General features: G+C 70.3%; 12 protein-coding genes. 3 read left to right on the forward strand and 9 right to left on the reverse strand.

Annotation, left to right across the window (positions count from 1 at the left end; genetic code table 11):
- Positions 1-5: 5 nt before the first annotated feature.
- Positions 6-1,601: a protein kinase gene (locus OHA72_RS08225; protein WP_442788705.1), complete on the reverse strand. Its 1,596-nt coding sequence runs from the start codon at positions 1,599-1,601 to the stop codon at positions 6-8.
- 264 nt (positions 1,602-1,865) lie between these two features.
- A complete protein-coding gene (gene murJ, locus OHA72_RS08230) occupies positions 1,866-3,728 on the reverse strand; it encodes a murein biosynthesis integral membrane protein MurJ (protein WP_327007235.1) in 1,863 nt (620 codons plus the stop codon).
- Positions 3,729-3,909: 181 nt separating this feature from the next.
- Here murJ and OHA72_RS08235 point away from each other — a divergent pair, with 181 nt between their 5' ends.
- Positions 3,910-5,352: a CCA tRNA nucleotidyltransferase gene (locus tag OHA72_RS08235; protein WP_327007236.1), complete on the forward strand. Its 1,443-nt coding sequence runs from the start codon at positions 3,910-3,912 to the stop codon at positions 5,350-5,352.
- Here OHA72_RS08235 and OHA72_RS08240 read toward each other — a convergent pair.
- Positions 5,339-6,163, reverse strand: coding sequence for a peptidylprolyl isomerase (locus tag OHA72_RS08240; protein ID WP_327007237.1), 825 nt, complete (start codon positions 6,161-6,163; stop codon positions 5,339-5,341). The two genes, OHA72_RS08235 and OHA72_RS08240, sit on opposite strands and share 14 nt — an antisense overlap.
- Positions 6,164-6,731: 568 nt before the next feature.
- Positions 6,732-7,871, reverse strand: a complete 1,140-nt coding sequence (locus OHA72_RS08245; RefSeq protein ID WP_327007238.1) for a glycosyltransferase — start codon at positions 7,869-7,871, stop codon at positions 6,732-6,734.
- 22 nt (positions 7,872-7,893) lie between these two features.
- Here OHA72_RS08245 and OHA72_RS08250 point away from each other — a divergent pair, with 22 nt between their 5' ends.
- Positions 7,894-8,982, forward strand: a complete 1,089-nt coding sequence (locus tag OHA72_RS08250; RefSeq protein ID WP_327007239.1) for a hypothetical protein — start codon at positions 7,894-7,896, stop codon at positions 8,980-8,982.
- Here the strand turns inward: OHA72_RS08250 and OHA72_RS08255 are convergent.
- The 3 genes from OHA72_RS08255 to OHA72_RS08265 form a co-directional block, all read right to left on the reverse strand.
- Positions 8,971-10,338 (reverse strand): MFS transporter, encoded by a 1,368-nt coding sequence (locus tag OHA72_RS08255; RefSeq protein ID WP_327007240.1) that lies wholly within the window; start codon positions 10,336-10,338, stop codon positions 8,971-8,973. The two genes, OHA72_RS08250 and OHA72_RS08255, sit on opposite strands and share 12 nt — an antisense overlap.
- 71 nt (positions 10,339-10,409) lie before the next feature.
- Complete coding sequence (locus OHA72_RS08260; protein WP_327007241.1) at positions 10,410-11,927, reverse strand: flotillin family protein; 1,518 nt, start codon at positions 11,925-11,927, stop codon at positions 10,410-10,412.
- Between the two features lie 13 nt (positions 11,928-11,940).
- A complete protein-coding gene (locus OHA72_RS08265) occupies positions 11,941-12,447 on the reverse strand; it encodes an NfeD family protein (protein WP_327007242.1) in 507 nt (168 codons plus the stop codon).
- Positions 12,448-12,537: 90 nt separating this feature from the next.
- On the opposite strand from OHA72_RS08265, the gene OHA72_RS08270 reads away from it, so the two are divergent.
- Positions 12,538-13,020: a methylated-DNA--[protein]-cysteine S-methyltransferase gene (locus tag OHA72_RS08270; protein WP_327007243.1), complete on the forward strand. Its 483-nt coding sequence runs from the start codon at positions 12,538-12,540 to the stop codon at positions 13,018-13,020.
- A gap of 80 nt (positions 13,021-13,100) precedes the next feature.
- Here the strand turns inward: OHA72_RS08270 and OHA72_RS08275 are convergent, their stop codons facing one another.
- Together OHA72_RS08275 and OHA72_RS08280 are read right to left on the reverse strand one after the other, a co-directional pair.
- Positions 13,101-14,180: an inositol-3-phosphate synthase gene (locus tag OHA72_RS08275; protein WP_327011508.1), complete on the reverse strand. Its 1,080-nt coding sequence runs from the start codon at positions 14,178-14,180 to the stop codon at positions 13,101-13,103.
- Between the two features lie 23 nt (positions 14,181-14,203).
- Positions 14,204-14,803 carry a PadR family transcriptional regulator gene (locus OHA72_RS08280; RefSeq protein ID WP_327007244.1) on the reverse strand — a complete coding sequence of 200 codons (600 nt, stop codon included), beginning with the start codon at positions 14,801-14,803 and terminating at the stop codon, positions 14,204-14,206.
- Between the last annotated feature and the right edge of the window lie 3 nt (positions 14,804-14,806).

Raw genomic sequence — 14,806 nt, forward strand, 5'->3', positions numbered from 1 at the left:
GGGGGCTACTGGACTCGAACGGTTATCTCAGCGATGGAAACCCGGTAGCGGCCGCTGCTGCTTTCCTTCGGCAGCTTGGTGATCCAGACGAGCAGGTAGCGGGTCGGATCGGCCGGGCCCGGATACAGGTTCGTGGAGCCCATGCCGTCCTTGGCGGTGCCGTCGACCACCTTGTACTGCTCGACCGTCTGCTTGTCCTGCTCCGAGCCGCTGCCCAGATCGGCCGTGCCGGTGCGCAGCTCACCGCTGGCGCCGGGGGTGGCCAGGTCGACCTGCACCGAGACGACCTGCTTGGCCTCGCCGAGGTCGATCCAGACGCCCATGCCGTCCTTGAGGCCACCGAAGTTGGCCTTGTTGGAGTAGCGGTCGGTGCTCCAAGCCGTCGCCTGGTTGCCGTCGACCATCTTCGCGGCGTCCTCGGTGTTGTCCCGCTGGCCCTTGGGGCTCACGATCCGGACCTTCGAGCCGTCGATCTTCAGCACCGTCGGCTGCCCGGCCGGCTTGGCCTGCTGCGGCGCGCCGCTGCTGGTCGTCGACGGCGGGGTCTCACCGGGCACGGCGGGGTCGCCGAGGACCTTCGCGGCGGCCAGGGTGCCCGCCAGGGCCAGGACGAGCAGGCCGACCACACCCACGGCCAGCTTCCGCCCGGCGGGCTTCGGCGGCGCGGTGGACTGCGACGCGGCGTCGAAGGCCTCGAAGTCGAGCGCGTTGTCGCCGCCGGAACCGGCATCGGCGAGGTCGCCGTCCTCGAACTGCCCGAACGACGCGAGCTCGCTGGCGAGGGACTCCGCCGACGGCAGCGGCAGGTCGGGGTTGAGCAGGTCGGTCACGAGCGAGTCGAGATGCGTCGGCACGCCGGCGCGCACCTGCCGCGGCGCGGCGAGCGCACCGGAGTTGTCCCGCACGCCGTCCGGCACCGAATAGGTGCCGGCCTCGCGGTGCGGCCAGTAACCCGTCAGCGCGCAATAGAGCACGGCACCGATCGAGCGGATGTCGGTCTCAGGTGTGGCCAGGTCGTCGGCCCGGGCGTCGGTCAGCACGACCCGCCCGTCGTGCGCGACGAGCACCGTGCCGGGGTGCACGTTGCCGTGCGCCATCCCGGTCCCGTGCAGCGACGCCACGGCGTCCGTGACCGCCCACGCGATCGCCACCGACCGGCCGGCGTCCAGCGGGCCCGACGCCACGATGTCGCGCAGCGCGATCCCATCCACCCACTCGCGGACCACATAGGCCCGGCTACCCTCGTCGATCGCGTCATAGACGCCGACCAGGTGAGGGTGGACGATCCGGCTGGCGGCCACGGCCGCACCCAGCATCTCCTTGGCGCTCTCCCCACCGGGATAGCGCAGGACGACCGCCACCGGCCGCCGCAGAATCACGTCGATCCCGCGATACAGCTGGCGACCCAGCGAGTCGTTGCCGATGTGCTCTTCGAGCTGGTATCGCTCGGCAAGGATTTCACCGACGGATGGGGTTCCGAAGGTCAGGACCTGCGGAATTCCCCCCGAGGTCTCCAGCCCTTCGTCGAGCTCAGCCACCCGTCCTCCCTTCCGATCCGTGTGCTCACCTGAGGCGTGCGTCGTAACGCGAGTCGCAGTCACTAAGCCTAAGCGCTCCGGCGGGGCGTCGAGGTTGACCTTACCGGTCAGCTCTACGGGTTCCGACACGTCATCTTCTCCGGACCACCCGGGGCGATGCCAATTGATCACCCATGCCAGGACATAGCGGTCATATACCTTTCACCCACATTTCGTCGGCTCGACCGGCCCTCGCGGGGCCGTCCGTCGGGACGAACCGGCCGCCCGGACAGGCACCCTCGGCCGCCGGCCTCGCGGGCGCGTGCGCGGGAGAACATGCGGTCGGAATCATCGGCCGAGCTTGCCCTTGATCAGACCGGCGAACTGGCGGACCTCCGGCACCCGCAGCGCCAGCGCCACAGCCGCGTAGGTCACCAGCAGGACCGTGCCGCCTGTGACGAGTTGCACCACGCCGAGGATCTTGCCGGGGTCGAGAATCTTCCCGAGCCCCCACGAGACGGCAAATGCCAGCACGCCGCCGACCGCCGCCGCACCCGCCAGCCGGGCGAGCGTGTCGGCGATCTTCGCGAGGCCGAGCCGGCCCAGTCGCACCCGCAGGAGCCCGTAGCCCAACAGCAGCGTCGCCACGAACGACAGCGCCGTGCCGACCATCAGCGAGGCCGTGACTGCCGCGATCGGCAGGATGAAGTAGAAGGCGACGTCCAGCACCAGGCGGACAGCGACCCCGCCGATGTTGACCAGTGCCGGCGTGCGGGTGTCGCGCATCGCATAGAACACGCTGGTCTGCATCTGGCTCAGCGCGAACGGCAGCAGGCCCAGGCCCGCGGCGCTCACCACCCAGCCGGTCGCCAGGGCGGTGTCGTAGTCATACTGCCCCCAGTCGAACAGCGTCACCGCGAGCGGCTGGCCCAGGACGACATAGACCGCGGCGGCCGGGATCAGGATCACCGAGGCCAGCCGGGTGCCCTGCGACAGCTGGTCGGTCACGTCGCCGAAGCGGCCGTCGGCCGCGGCGGAGGAGATCCGCGGCATCAGGGCGGTGATCACGGACACCGCGACGATGCCGTGGGCCATCATGAAGATCAGGAAGGCGTTGTTGAAGACGGCCGGGCCGTCGCCGCCGCGCAGGGCGTTGTTCTTCGCCAGGGCCATCACGACGGTGATGCCGATCTGGTTGACGCCGACGTAGAGCAGCATCCAGGAGCCGAGCTTGCCGAGCTCCCGGAGGTTGAGCTTGCCGAAGTCGAAGCGCCACTTCCAGCGGAAGCCGGCCTTGCGCAGCGCCGGCCACAGGCCCAGGGACTGCACGACGATGCCGAGCGTGGTGCCGATGCCGAGCACCAGCACCTGGGCCAGGGTGATCGTCTCGGGCGTCGGCAGGCCGGGACCGGGCACCAGGAAGAACACGCCGGCCGTGGCGATGATCACGACATTGTTGAGGATCGGTGTCCACATCGGCGCGGCGAAGTGGCCGCGCACGTTGAGGATCGCCGCGAAGATGCCGGCCAGCCCGTAGAAGAAGATCTCGGGCAGCAGCAGATACGCCAGCAGCGTGATCAGGTCGCGGTCGGTCGCCGTGACCTTGTCGTTGCCGAGCGTGTAGACCGCGGTCAGCAGCGGCGCGGCCAGCATCACGACGAGCGTCGCCGCGCCGATCGCGACCACCGCCAGGGTCAGCAGGCGCTGCGCATATGCCTCACCGCGGTCGGGCTCCTCCTTGCGGGCCCGCACCAGCGTCGGGATCAGCACGCTGGCGAGCACGCCGCCGAGCAGGAGCTCATAGATCTGGTTGGGCAGGTTGTTGGCGAGCGTGTAGTCGTCGCCGACGGCGAAGCCACCGATCGCGGCCGCGATCGCCGCCGCCCGCAGGAAGCCGGTGGCCCGGCTCACCAGGCTCAGGATCGCCATCGTGCTGCTGTTGCGCACGACCGTGCCGGTGCTCTCGTCGTCGCCGGGTCCCGGCGGGGGCGCGGTCTGCTCGACGACCGGCGCGTCGGACACGACCTCGGGCCTGGCCGTCACGAGCGGCAGGTGCACCGTCGGCGCGTTGGCGGGGTCGGCCAGGCGCGGGTCGAGCGGCTGGGTCGGCAGCTCGCCGTGCGGATCGGGCGCCCTGTGCGCGCCCTCACCGACCGGGCGCAGCACCGCCGTCGGCTCGTTGCTCCAGCGCCCGTCGTCTGCCGGGTCCATCCGCCACACCCCAACTCGGCCGTGCTTCCGCTCGCAGCACAGACCATAGTGGCACCCCCCGACATTTCCTCCGCCCCACCGTTGAGCCGACAAATCGCGCGACCTGGTGCCGACACGGCCACTACCCTCGGTGTCCGCTCCTTGCTCACCGCTCATGCCCTCGCGATAGGCTCACCGACCGATGTCCGAAACCACACGCGCCCTCACCGACGCCCAGCGCCGTGCCGTGCACGAGCTGATGCGCGTCTCCCCCGTCGCCGACGAGCTCGGCCGCCGGTTCGCAGCGGCCGGGCACGAGCTGCACCTCGTCGGCGGGTCGGTGCGCGACGCGCTGCTCGGGCGCCTCGGCGACGACCTGGACTTCACCACCGACGCTCGGCCGGAGCAGACGCTGCGGATCATCGACGGCTGGGCCGAGGCGGTGTGGACGACCGGCCAGGAGTTCGGCACGATCGGGCTCGCCCGCCACGGCCTGCGCATCGAGGTCACCACGTTCCGCGCCGACGCCTATGACCGGGTGAGCCGTAACCCGATCGTGCGGTATGGCGACAACCTCGTCGACGACCTGCGCCGGCGCGACTTCGCGGTCAACGCGATGGCGGTGTCCGTGCCGGGGCACGAGTTCACCGACCCGTATGGCGGCCTCGCCGACCTCTCCGACCGTGTCCTGCGCACGCCCGGCGCGCCCGAGGACTCCTTCGCCGACGATCCGCTGCGCATGTTGCGGGCCGCCCGGTTCGCCGCACAGCTGCGGTTCAGCGTCGCACCCGAGGTACGGGCCGCGATGGTCGCCATGGCGGGGGACCTCGCACGGATCACGGCGGAGCGGATCCGCGACGAGTTCGTCAAGCTCATGTGCGGCGCAGACCCGATCACCGGCCTGCGGCTGCTGGTGGACACCGGGCTGGCGGAGACGTTCCTGCCCGAGGTGACCGGCCTGAAGCTGGAGATCGATGAGCACGCCCAGCACAAGGACGTCTACGAGCACACGCTGATCGTGGTCCGCAACGCGATCGGCTACGAGGCCGACGGGCCGGACTTCACGCTGCGCATGGCCGCCCTGATGCACGACGTCGGCAAGCCGGCGACCAAGGCGGTCGGCCCGGACGGCGGGGTCAGCTTCCACCACCACGAGGTCGTCGGCGCGCGGCTGACCAAGCAGCGGATGAAGGCGCTCAAGTTCCCCAAGGACGTGATCTCCGAGGTCTCCGAGCTGGTCATGCTGCACCTGCGCTTCTACGGCTACGGCCGGGGCGAGTGGACCGACTCGGCCGTGCGCCGCTACGTCACCGACGCCGGGCCGCTGCTGACGCGCCTGCACAGCCTGACCCGCTCCGACGTGACGACCCGCAACCGGCGCAAGGCGGCGCAGCTCGCGGCCGACTACGACGCGCTGGAGGCCCGCATCGCGCGGATCGCCGCCGAGGAGGACCTTGCCCGGGTCCGGCCCGACCTCGACGGCAACGCGATCATGGAACTGCTCGGGGTGCCGCCCGGCCCCGTGGTGGGTCGGGCCTGGCGGCACCTCAAGGAGCTGCGGCTGGAGCGCGGCCCGCTCGACCGGGACGAGGCCGAGGCCGAGCTGCTGCGCTGGGCTGCCGCCGAGGGCCTCACGAAACCCTGATCTCCGTGATCTGCACGGCCAGCTTCGGCGGACCGTCGGCACCTCCGGTGGTGGTGCCGGCGGCGGCGATCCGGTCCAGCAGGTCCAGACCGCTGGTCACCTGCCCGAACACGGAGTAGTCCGGCGGGATGTCGCTGTCCTTGTAGACGATGAAGAACTGGGAGCCGTTGGTACCCGGTCCGGCGTTGGCCATCGCGAGCGTCCCCCGTGGATAGGGCGGCAGCGTCGTCGGCAGGTTCTCCTCGCCGAACTGGTAGCCCGGCGTCCCGGTCCCGGTCCCGCCCGGGTCGCCGCACTGCAGCACCCACAGGCCATCGGTGGTCAGCCGGTGGCACGGCGTGTCGCTGTAGAAGTCGTCCCGGGCCAGGTGGACGAAGGAGTTGACCGTGCAGGGCGCCCGGTCCGCGTACAGCTGGATGCCGATCGCCCCGAGGTTGGTCTCCAGGGTCGCGGCCGGCTTGCCCGTGAGCGTCGAGCGCGGCGCGGGCGTCGCCACCAGGCGCGGGTCGCCGCCGCCACGGTCGGCCGGTGAGTATGCGCACGGCACGCCCGTCCCCGCCGGCGGCACCGCCGCGCCGCTCAGGCCGGCCGCGGGGCCGCGACCGGTGCCGGCGGCGGTGCTCGGCGGCGCCTGGGGTGTGGTCTCGGCCGTCGACGCGGCCACCGAGACCACCGGCCCGGCCGCGGTGTCGACCGGGTCGTTGTCGGCCCGCAGGTACAGCAGGACGGTGCCGGCGCCGCTGAGGATCAGCAGCGCGGCGACGCCGCCGGCGACGGGAAGCAGCCACCGCCGCTTGTGCTGGACCGGCACCGCGCCGAAGGGTGGCGGCGCCGTGGCTGGCGGGAACCCGGGACCGGGGGCGCGCCCGGATCAGGCTCGCGGTGGGCGGCCGCGGGCGGCCGCTCTCCCGGCGGACGGATGTCCGGCACGTCGCCCGCGGGCGCGGCGGAGCGTAGCCAGGCGGGCAGCGTCGGATCGGGCGCCGATGGCGGCAGCGGCTCGGCCAGCTCCGGCGGGCGCGGCGCCCCGGGCCGCGGCGGTTCGAAGTCCGCCGCGTCGTCACGGGCCGCATGCGCGTAGCCCACATCGCCGTATTCGTAGTCGTCATAGGCCCCCGGCCCATACGGGCCGGGCTCTGACGCATACGCGCCCTGTCCTGAGGCGTAAGCGCCCGGTTCCGCGGCATAGACGCCCGGCCCCGAGGCCGGGTCCGACGCCGGCGGCTCGTATGCGCGGGACGGCAAGGACGGTCGCGCCGGGGGTCCCGACTCCAGCTCGAACCTGCGATGGGCACGGCTACTGGAATCGGGATCCGGTGACGAAGCAGACAAAGGCGGTGGAGGTGATGACATTATGTGATCATACGATTACATTCCGCTCAAAGTGGTAGTGCTGCCGCCAACGCCTTCGCCCGTTCCGCCCATGAGTGCTGCTCGGCGAAGGCCTGCCGGGCCGCCACCTGAGTCGGATCGTGCGACTCGGCGGCGGCATCGCGTACCGCTGCCACCATTGCCTTCGGAGTGCTGGCGATGCGCACGAGCGGGGAGTCGAGCCAGTGCACCGCGGGCAGGTCCGTGCTCACCGGCGGCTTGCCCGCCGCGAGGTATTCCAGCGTCTTGAGCGGGAACGACGCCCGGTTGAAGGGCGTGTCACGGTACGGCGTGACACCCACGTCGATGTGCCGCAGAAACGACGGCAGCGCCTCGAACGGCTGCCTGCCGACCCAGACCACGTTGGGCCGCTCGGTCAGCGCCGCGAACCGGGCCGGCTCCCAGCGGGCGTCGTGCGGCCCGACCAGCAGCAGCGACACGCCGTCGTCGGCCAGGGCGGCGAGCAGGTCGAAGTCGGTCCGGTCGGAGAACTGCCCGATCACCCCCGCCACCGGGCCGGCCAGGGGCTTGGGCAGCACGGCAGGCTCGCCGGGCGTGCGGTACGCCGAGGTCTGCACGCCGTTCGGGATCAGCACCACGCGTTTGGCGCCCAGCCCGGTCCAGCGCTCCGCCAGTACCGTGGAGACCGCCACCACCAGATCGGCGTTGTCGAGCTGACGGCGCTCGTCTTCGGCGACCCGCGCGGCGTCGTGCCCCATCAACTCCGCCCCCGCGACATAGTCGTCGGTGCCGTAGAGCACCTTGGACACCCCAGGTCCCCAGCTGCGCAGCACGTCGACGAGATTGCAGGCGACCACCGCGACCGGCCGGCGGTCGAGCTTGCGCAGCGCCCAGCGGCTCTGCGAGCGGATCAGGGCGGCGGTGCTGACCTTGATGTAGGGGCGGGTGTGCAGCGGCAGGACCCGGGGGGTCAGCCTGGTCACACCGTCGCACACCTGACGTATCTGCGGGGCGACCCCGAGACGCGAGGCGCCGTAGCGGTAGCGGTCCGGGGTTGCCGCAGAGATCGGCGGATCGACCCAGAGGATGTCAGCATGAGGGGTGAGAGCGGCGGCGAGCAGCCGGTCAGAGCCGGTCACCCCGTCCCACGAGGTTCCGGCGAAGACGACGACCAGCGGTTGAGGCACGGCGCTCATTCTCCTGGAGGACATGTGGGCGGTTCAACGCTGTCGGAACTCTGACCACCGTTGCGTCGTGCATGTGGCGATTCGGTCGGTTCTGCACGTAGACGGGTTCAGCTACCGTCGCTACACGATCCCCCCTCGGCCGCACCAAGCATCTGGGCTGGCCACCCCTGAAACCCTGGAGGCAGACATGCAGCCGTGTCCTACCTGCGGCGGCATGGGCATTGATATGAACGGCTACTGCACGCAGTGCCGCACCTATCGAGGCGTCCCGCAGGCGCCGCAACCGCCGGTGAGCGGAACGCCCTACAGTGGCGACCCGTACAGTGGCGCGCCCTATGCCGGCTACCAAAGCTCTGGCCCGTCGTTCCCTGATCAGCAGGTCAGCGGTCCGGGCTACCCGGGCCAACCGGGCTACCCCGGCCAGGTCAGCGGCCCGCCTGCGTTCCCGCCGACCACCTACGGCGGCCAGTACGGCGCGGCACCGACCCCGCCGCGCCGGAACAAGTTCATGATGCCGCTGATCGCGCTGTCCGGCGTGGTCGTGGTGCTCGTGATCGCGATCGTCGCGGTGGTCGCCCTGCGCAAGGACGACGACCCGAAGAACGTCTCCGACCCGGGCCGGACCACGGGCGCGACCACCGGCGCGAGCGCCAAGCCGAGCGCGGCGATCGACTCGTGCCTGATCGGGACCTGGACGACCACCAGCTACAGCCAGGAAGCGCCGATGCCCAACGTCGAGGGCGGCCTCAAGCTCACGCTGGACAAGAACGGCTCGAAGCTGAAGTTCACCCCCGACGGTACCTACACCGAGACCTACGAGAACAGCGTGTACAAGGCCAACCCGACGATCTCCGGCACGCCGACGGCGATCACGGTCACGGTCAACGCGACCGTCACCGCGACGGTCCACACCACCAGCGGCAGCATCGTCTACGAGGGCGCGAAGGCCACCGGCAAGATGCTGACGACCGCGCCGTCGATCGGCTACAGCAAGGAGGACCCGTTCGAGCCGGACGACACTCCGGCCAAGTACACCTGCAACGGCGACAGCCTGTCGTTCTCGAACTCCTCGACCCAGGTGAGCGCGAAGAAGACCAGCTCAAGCTACTGACGTGAGGTGTTTCCCGTCGGGTTGCGCGATGTCGTCGCCGACCCGGCGGGCCCACCGGCCGCCGAGCACCGCATAGCCGGCCGCGGCCAGGACGTAGCAGATCGCGACCACGCTGAGCACCATCGCCGACTGGCCGGTGTAGGGCAGGGTCAGCGCGCCGATGTACATGCCGGCGACCAGCATGATGTTGAACGCGGTGTCGTTGATGCTGAACACCCGCCCCCGGAACTCGTCCGCGCACTCGTGCTGCAGTGACGTGTCCGTGACGATCTTGATCGCCTGCGCCGCCAGGCTGGTCGCGAACACCGCCCCGAGCAGCAGCACCGGGTCGAAGGGCAGTCCGAAGCCGAGGATGGCCGCTCCCGTGAACGCCAGCACCGCCGTCACCCAGCGCCAGCCACCCACCCGCCGGGCGATCGGCGGCGTCACGAACGACGCCAGCAGCATCCCGACGCCTCCCGCCGCGAAGGCGTTGGCGATGGTACCGAACGAGTCGCTCACCTCGTCGCCGGTGTTGAACACGGTGCGGAACAGCAGCAGGCAGGCCAGCAGCACGACGCCGTAAAGCAGCCGGAACACGGCCTGCACCAACACCAGGTAGGCGGCGCCGCGCTTCGCCGCGAGGTGGCGGACCCCGGCGACCGTGCCACGGTTGACCTCGCCGACCGCCTGCCGGACCGAGCTCTTGGTCTGCTGCGCGGCGTCGGGTCCGAGCTCGTCGGCGGTGAACGAGGACCTGCCGAGCAGCGCCGAGGCCAGATAGAAGCCTGCGGCCATCGCGGCGACCAGGGCGTAGCCGTGGAACGAGGTGGCCAGCACCGTCTTGATCAGCGCCGCACCGGTGCCGATGCCGACGGAGAAGCTCAGCGAGCCGAGCGTCGCCGAGAACGAGTTGGCGGTGACCAGCATGTGGTCGTCGACCACGTGCGGGGTCGCCGCCGACAGCCCGGCCAGGAAGAACCGGTTCAACCCCGTCACCACCAGCGCCAGCAGGAACGGCGCCGGCGACTCGTGGCCCTGCCAGATGTACAGCGCGATCGGCAGCACCAGCACCGTGCGCAGCAGGTTGGCCCGGGAGATGATCGTGCGCCGCCGCCACCGGTCGAGGAACACCCCGACATAGGGCCCGATCAGCGAATACGGCAGCAGCAGCACGGCGAAACCGGCGGCGATCGCCATCCCGCCGGCGCGCTGCTCCGGGTTGAACAGCACCGTGCCGGCCAGCGCGCCCTGAAACAGGCCGTCGCCGATCTGCGCCACCATCCGCACGCCGAGCAGCCTGCGGAAGCCGCGTTGCCGCAGGACTGCCCGCACGAAATGGGACTGCGGATGGGCGGCTGCGGTGACGGTGGACACGGCAAAAGCCTACGGCTCGTTCAGGCAGGTGCACCCGCCAAGCCTCCGGCTTGGTGCACCTGCCTGATTTGTCAGGCCTTCGGCGGCTCGACCGCGGCGCGGCCGTTGACCGGCTCGTCGACGGCGACACCGCTGAGGCGGCCGAGGAGCTTCGCCAGGTCGATGCCGGTCAGGTCGTTGCTGAGCTGCAGGCCCTGTGCGACGTTGCCGGCGACCGACTTGGTCAGCGACGACGCGCCGTCGGTGGAGATGACGGTCATTTTGTCGATGTTGGCCATCGGCTCGCTCGCCGCCCGGACCACGTCGGGCATCACCCGCACCAGCAGGTCCAGGATGGCGGCCTCGCCATAGGTGGCGAACGCGTCGGCCTTGAGCTTCATCGCCTCGGCCTCGGCCTGGCCGCGGGCCAGGATCGCCGACGCCTCGGCCACGCCCTCCCGCTCCAGGGCCTCCGCGATCGCGACCCGTCGCCGCTGCTCGGCCTCGCCCTCCTTGGCGCCCTCGATCGCGTTGGCCTCGGCCAGCGCCGCCCGCCGTGACCGCTCGCCCTCACCGGTCAGCCGCGCCTGCTCGGCGGAGCCCTGCGCGGCGGCGATGACCGACTGCCGCTGCGCCTCGGCCTTGAAGATCGCGGCGTTCTTCGCGGCCTCGGCCTCCTGCTCGACCCGGTAGCGCTCGGCGTCGGCCGGCTTGCGCACCTCGGTGTCCAGCTGGCGCTGCTTGAGTTCGGCGTTGCGCTCGGCCACCTTCTGCTGCTCGGCCAGGATGATCTGCTCACGCTCAGCCTGCGCCAGGGGGCCGGCCGCGGCGGAGCGGGCCTTCGCTGCGTCGATCTCGGCCTGGATGCCGGCCTGCTTGAGCGACAGGTTCCGGTTCGCCTCGGCGATGGCCTCCTCCGCCTTGAGCCGCTCCGACTCGGCGGCCTGGCGGGCGTGCGCCTCGGCGATCGCGGCGTCGCGGAGCACCCGGGCGGCCTCCGGACGGCCGAGGTCCTGCAGGTAGGACCCCTCGGCGAAGATGTCCTGCAGCTGGAACGTGTCCAGGACGAGCCCCTGGTTGGTCAGGGAGTGCTCGGCCTCCTCGGCCACCGCGCTGGCGAACGCGGTCCGGTCGCGGATGATCTCCTCGATGGTCAGCCGGCCGACGATCGAGCGCAGTGCACCGGCGAGCACCTCGCTGGTGAACAGGTCGATGCCCTGCTGCTGGTTGAGGAAGCGCTGGGCGGCGGCCCGGATCGCGTCCTCGGTGCCGCCGACCTTGACGATCGCGACGCCCTGCAGGTTGGCGCGGATGCCCTGCTTGCTCACCGCGCCGGTGATCTCGACGTGGATGCGGCGGCTGGACAGGTCGAGGACCTGCAGCTTCTGCACGATCGGCACCACGAACACCGAGGCGCCCATGACGACCTTCTGACCGGACAGATCCGTGGAACGGGATCCGTCGAGTCCCTGCACCGACTTGCCCTTGCGGCCGGTGATGATGAACGCCTCGTTGGAACCGGCGACCTTGATCCGCGACACGACGAACAGCATCAGGAAGAGGATCAGCAGGACAGCGCCACCGATTGCGGTGAGCAGGACCGTATTCATATGTCCGTCCCTTCTATAAAGGGGTTTCTTCGACGATCACACTCGTGGAGCTGGTGGCCTCGACCACGAGGATGCGGGTGCCCAGCGGGATCGGGTGGTCGGCGCGGGCGCTGAGCTTCACCGGCTGCCCGCCGAGGGAGATCCGCACCTCGCCGAAGCCGTTCACGGTGATAGGGGTGACCACCACACCCGTGGTCCCGATCATGTCCTGCTGCGTCGGCGTCGCGTCGGTACGCATGTTCATCGCCATCCGGGCCAGCCGGGTCGCCAGCCAGGCGGTCGGCAGGGCCGCGGCCACACCACCGACGACCGCGATGAGCGTGCCCCCTGGAACACCGAGAGCCGACACGATTGCCGCGCCGAATCCGAACGCGCCGACGAACCCGGCGATCGCCGGCAGGGAGAACACACCGCCGGCGTCCGGGTGATCGACGTCGAAGTGGAAGATGTCGCCGAGCAGCAGCGACACGGCCAGCACGAGCACGCCGAGCCCACCGATGATCAGAAACAGCACATCCATCGCCGGCCCCCTCCCCCGTCCCGCCTGGCACCTGGAGGGTAGCCATGCGACGCAAATGTGACACTCGCGTTTTCGGGCACAATTGACGGCGTGCGTTGGGCAGAGATGCAGGCACCGATCGATGCGGTCGGGATCGCGGTGGATGACACCGGTGTGTGCTCGGTCCGCTTCGGCGGCGCGGCCGGCCCGTTGAGCGCCGGCGACCCGGTGCTCGACCGGGCCGTCGAGGAGCTGACCGGCTACTTCGCCGGCGAGTCGGTGCCGTTCACGGTGCCGCTGTCGGTGCGGGGCGGCTCGGAGTTCGAGCGGTCGGTCTGGCGGGCGCTGTGGGCCATCCCGTATGCGGAGATGCGCACCTACGGCCAGATCGCCGCCGCGGTGGGCGAGCCGGACGGTGCCCGGGCGGTGGGGGTCGCCTGCAACCGCAACCCGCTGCCGATCATCGTGCCCTGTCACCGGGTCGTCGGCGCCGACGGCAAGATGGTCGGCTTCGGCGGGGGCATCTGGCGCAAGAAGGTCCTGCTGGAGCTGGAGGCCAAGGTCCGCATCGAGCGGGAGTTCGGCCTCTTCTGAGGTCCGTGAGGTTCATACACAGAACGCCCCCTCCGGAGGAAGGGGCGTTCTGCGTTGCGTGTCAGGTATAAGGAACGAGCTCAGCGCTCGATCTCACCCTTGATGAACTGCTCGACCGACGCGTGCGCGTCGTGGTCGTTGTACTGCACCGGCGGCGACTTCATGAAGTAGCTCGACGCGGACAGGATCGGGCCGCCGATGCCGCGGTCCTTGGCGATCTTCGCGGCGCGCAGCGCGTCGATGATGACGCCGGCCGAGTTGGGCGAGTCCCAGACCTCGAGCTTCAGCTCCGCGTTGAGCGGGGTGTCGCCGAAGGACTTGCCCTCGAGCCGGATGTAGGCCCACTTGCGGTCGTCGAGCCACGGCACGTGGTCCGACGGGCCGATGTGGACGTCGGACTTCGCCATCTCGTGCGGGATCTGCGAGGTCACCGACTGGGTCTTCGAGATCTTCTTCGAGACCAGGCGGGTGCGCTCCAGCATGTTCATGAAGTCCATGTTGCCGCCGAAGTTGAGCTGGTACGTCCGCAGCAGCTCGACGCCCCGGTCTTCGAACAGCTTCGCCAGCGCCCGGTGCACGATCGTGGCACCGACCTGGCTCTTGATGTCGTCGCCGACGATCGGCAGCCCCGCGTCGGTGAACTTCTGCGCCCACTCGGGGTTGGAGGCGATGAACACCGGCAGCGCGTTGACGAAGGCGCAGCCCGCGTCGATCGCGGCCTGTGCGTAGAACTTGGCCGCCTGCTCCGAGCCGACCGGCAGGTAGCAGACGAGGACGTCGACCTGCGCGTCGCGCAGCGTGGCGGTCACGTCGACCGGCTGCTCGTCGGACTCGTCGACCATCTCGCGGTAGTACTGGCCCAGGCCGTCGAGGGTCGGGCCACGCTGGACGGTCACGCCGGTGGGCGGCACGTCGCAGAACTGGATGGTGTTGTTCTCGCTGGCGCCGATCGCGGCGGCGAGATCCTGGCCGACCTTCTTGGCGTCGACGTCGAACGCGGCGACGAACTGCACGTCACCGACGTGGTAGTCGCCGAACTTGACGTGCATGAGACCCGGTACCCGGTCATTCGGGTCGGCGGTGCGGTAATACTCCACGCCCTGGATCAGGGACGAGGCGCAGTTGCCTACACCGACGATGGCAACGCGGACGGAGCCCATCGCGGATGCCTCCTTCTTGTTGTTCACGATGACCGCTCCGGATCTGCCGAAGGCGGCTGAGGGGTGGTGCCATTGCGTTCGTTCGCAATGAGTTCTTCGAGCCAGCGGACCTCGCGCTCACACGCGTCCAGGCCGTGGCGTTGCAGCTCCAGGGTGTAGGCGTCGAGCCGCTCCGCGGCCCGGCTCAGCACGTCGCGCATGCCCTCGCGGCGCTCTTCGACCCGGCGGCGGCGGCCCTCGAGGATCCGCAACCTGGTTGCCGGGTCGGTGCGCGCGAAGAACGCGAAGTGGACCCCGAAGCCGGCCTCGCTGTCGTAGGTCTCAGGGCCGGCGGCGGTGAGCAGCTCCTGGAAGCGCTCCTTGCCTTCCGCGGTGATCGTGTAGACGACGCGGCCACGCTTACCGGTCAGCAACGGGACCTCGTCGGGTGACGTCGGCATGCCCGCCGGCGGCGCACCCTCGGAGATCCAGCCATCCGTCTGCAGTCGTCGCAGTGTGGGGTAAAGGGAGCCGTAGCTGATCGCGGCCCGGAACGCGCCCAGCTTGGTGGTGAGCTGCTTGCGCAGCTCATAGCCATGCATCGGGGATTCATGGAGGAGACCCAGGATCGCCAGGTCGAGCATTCC

It is taken from the genome of Dactylosporangium sp. NBC_01737, assembly GCF_035963215.1.
Classification (GTDB): domain Bacteria; phylum Actinomycetota; class Actinomycetes; order Mycobacteriales; family Micromonosporaceae; genus Dactylosporangium.

What these genes read in the sequence shown, in the direction of transcription:
- OHA72_RS08265 (WP_327007242.1), bottom strand. Translation starts at nt 12,447, where the DNA reads ATGGATGTGCTGTTTCTGATCATCGGTGGGCTCGGCGTGCTCGTGCTG.
- OHA72_RS08250 (WP_327007239.1), top strand. Translation starts at nt 7,894, where the DNA reads ATGTGGGCGGTTCAACGCTGTCGGAACTCTGACCACCGTTGCGTCGTG.
- OHA72_RS08260 (WP_327007241.1), bottom strand. Translation starts at nt 11,927, where the DNA reads ATGAATACGGTCCTGCTCACCGCAATCGGTGGCGCTGTCCTGCTGATC.
- OHA72_RS08235 (WP_327007236.1), top strand. Translation starts at nt 3,910, where the DNA reads ATGTCCGAAACCACACGCGCCCTCACCGACGCCCAGCGCCGTGCCGTG.
- OHA72_RS08280 (WP_327007244.1), bottom strand. Translation starts at nt 14,803, where the DNA reads ATGCTCGACCTGGCGATCCTGGGTCTCCTCCATGAATCCCCGATGCAT.
- OHA72_RS08275 (WP_327011508.1), bottom strand. Translation starts at nt 14,180, where the DNA reads ATGGGCTCCGTCCGCGTTGCCATCGTCGGTGTAGGCAACTGCGCCTCG.
- murJ (WP_327007235.1), bottom strand. Translation starts at nt 3,728, where the DNA reads ATGGACCCGGCAGACGACGGGCGCTGGAGCAACGAGCCGACGGCGGTG.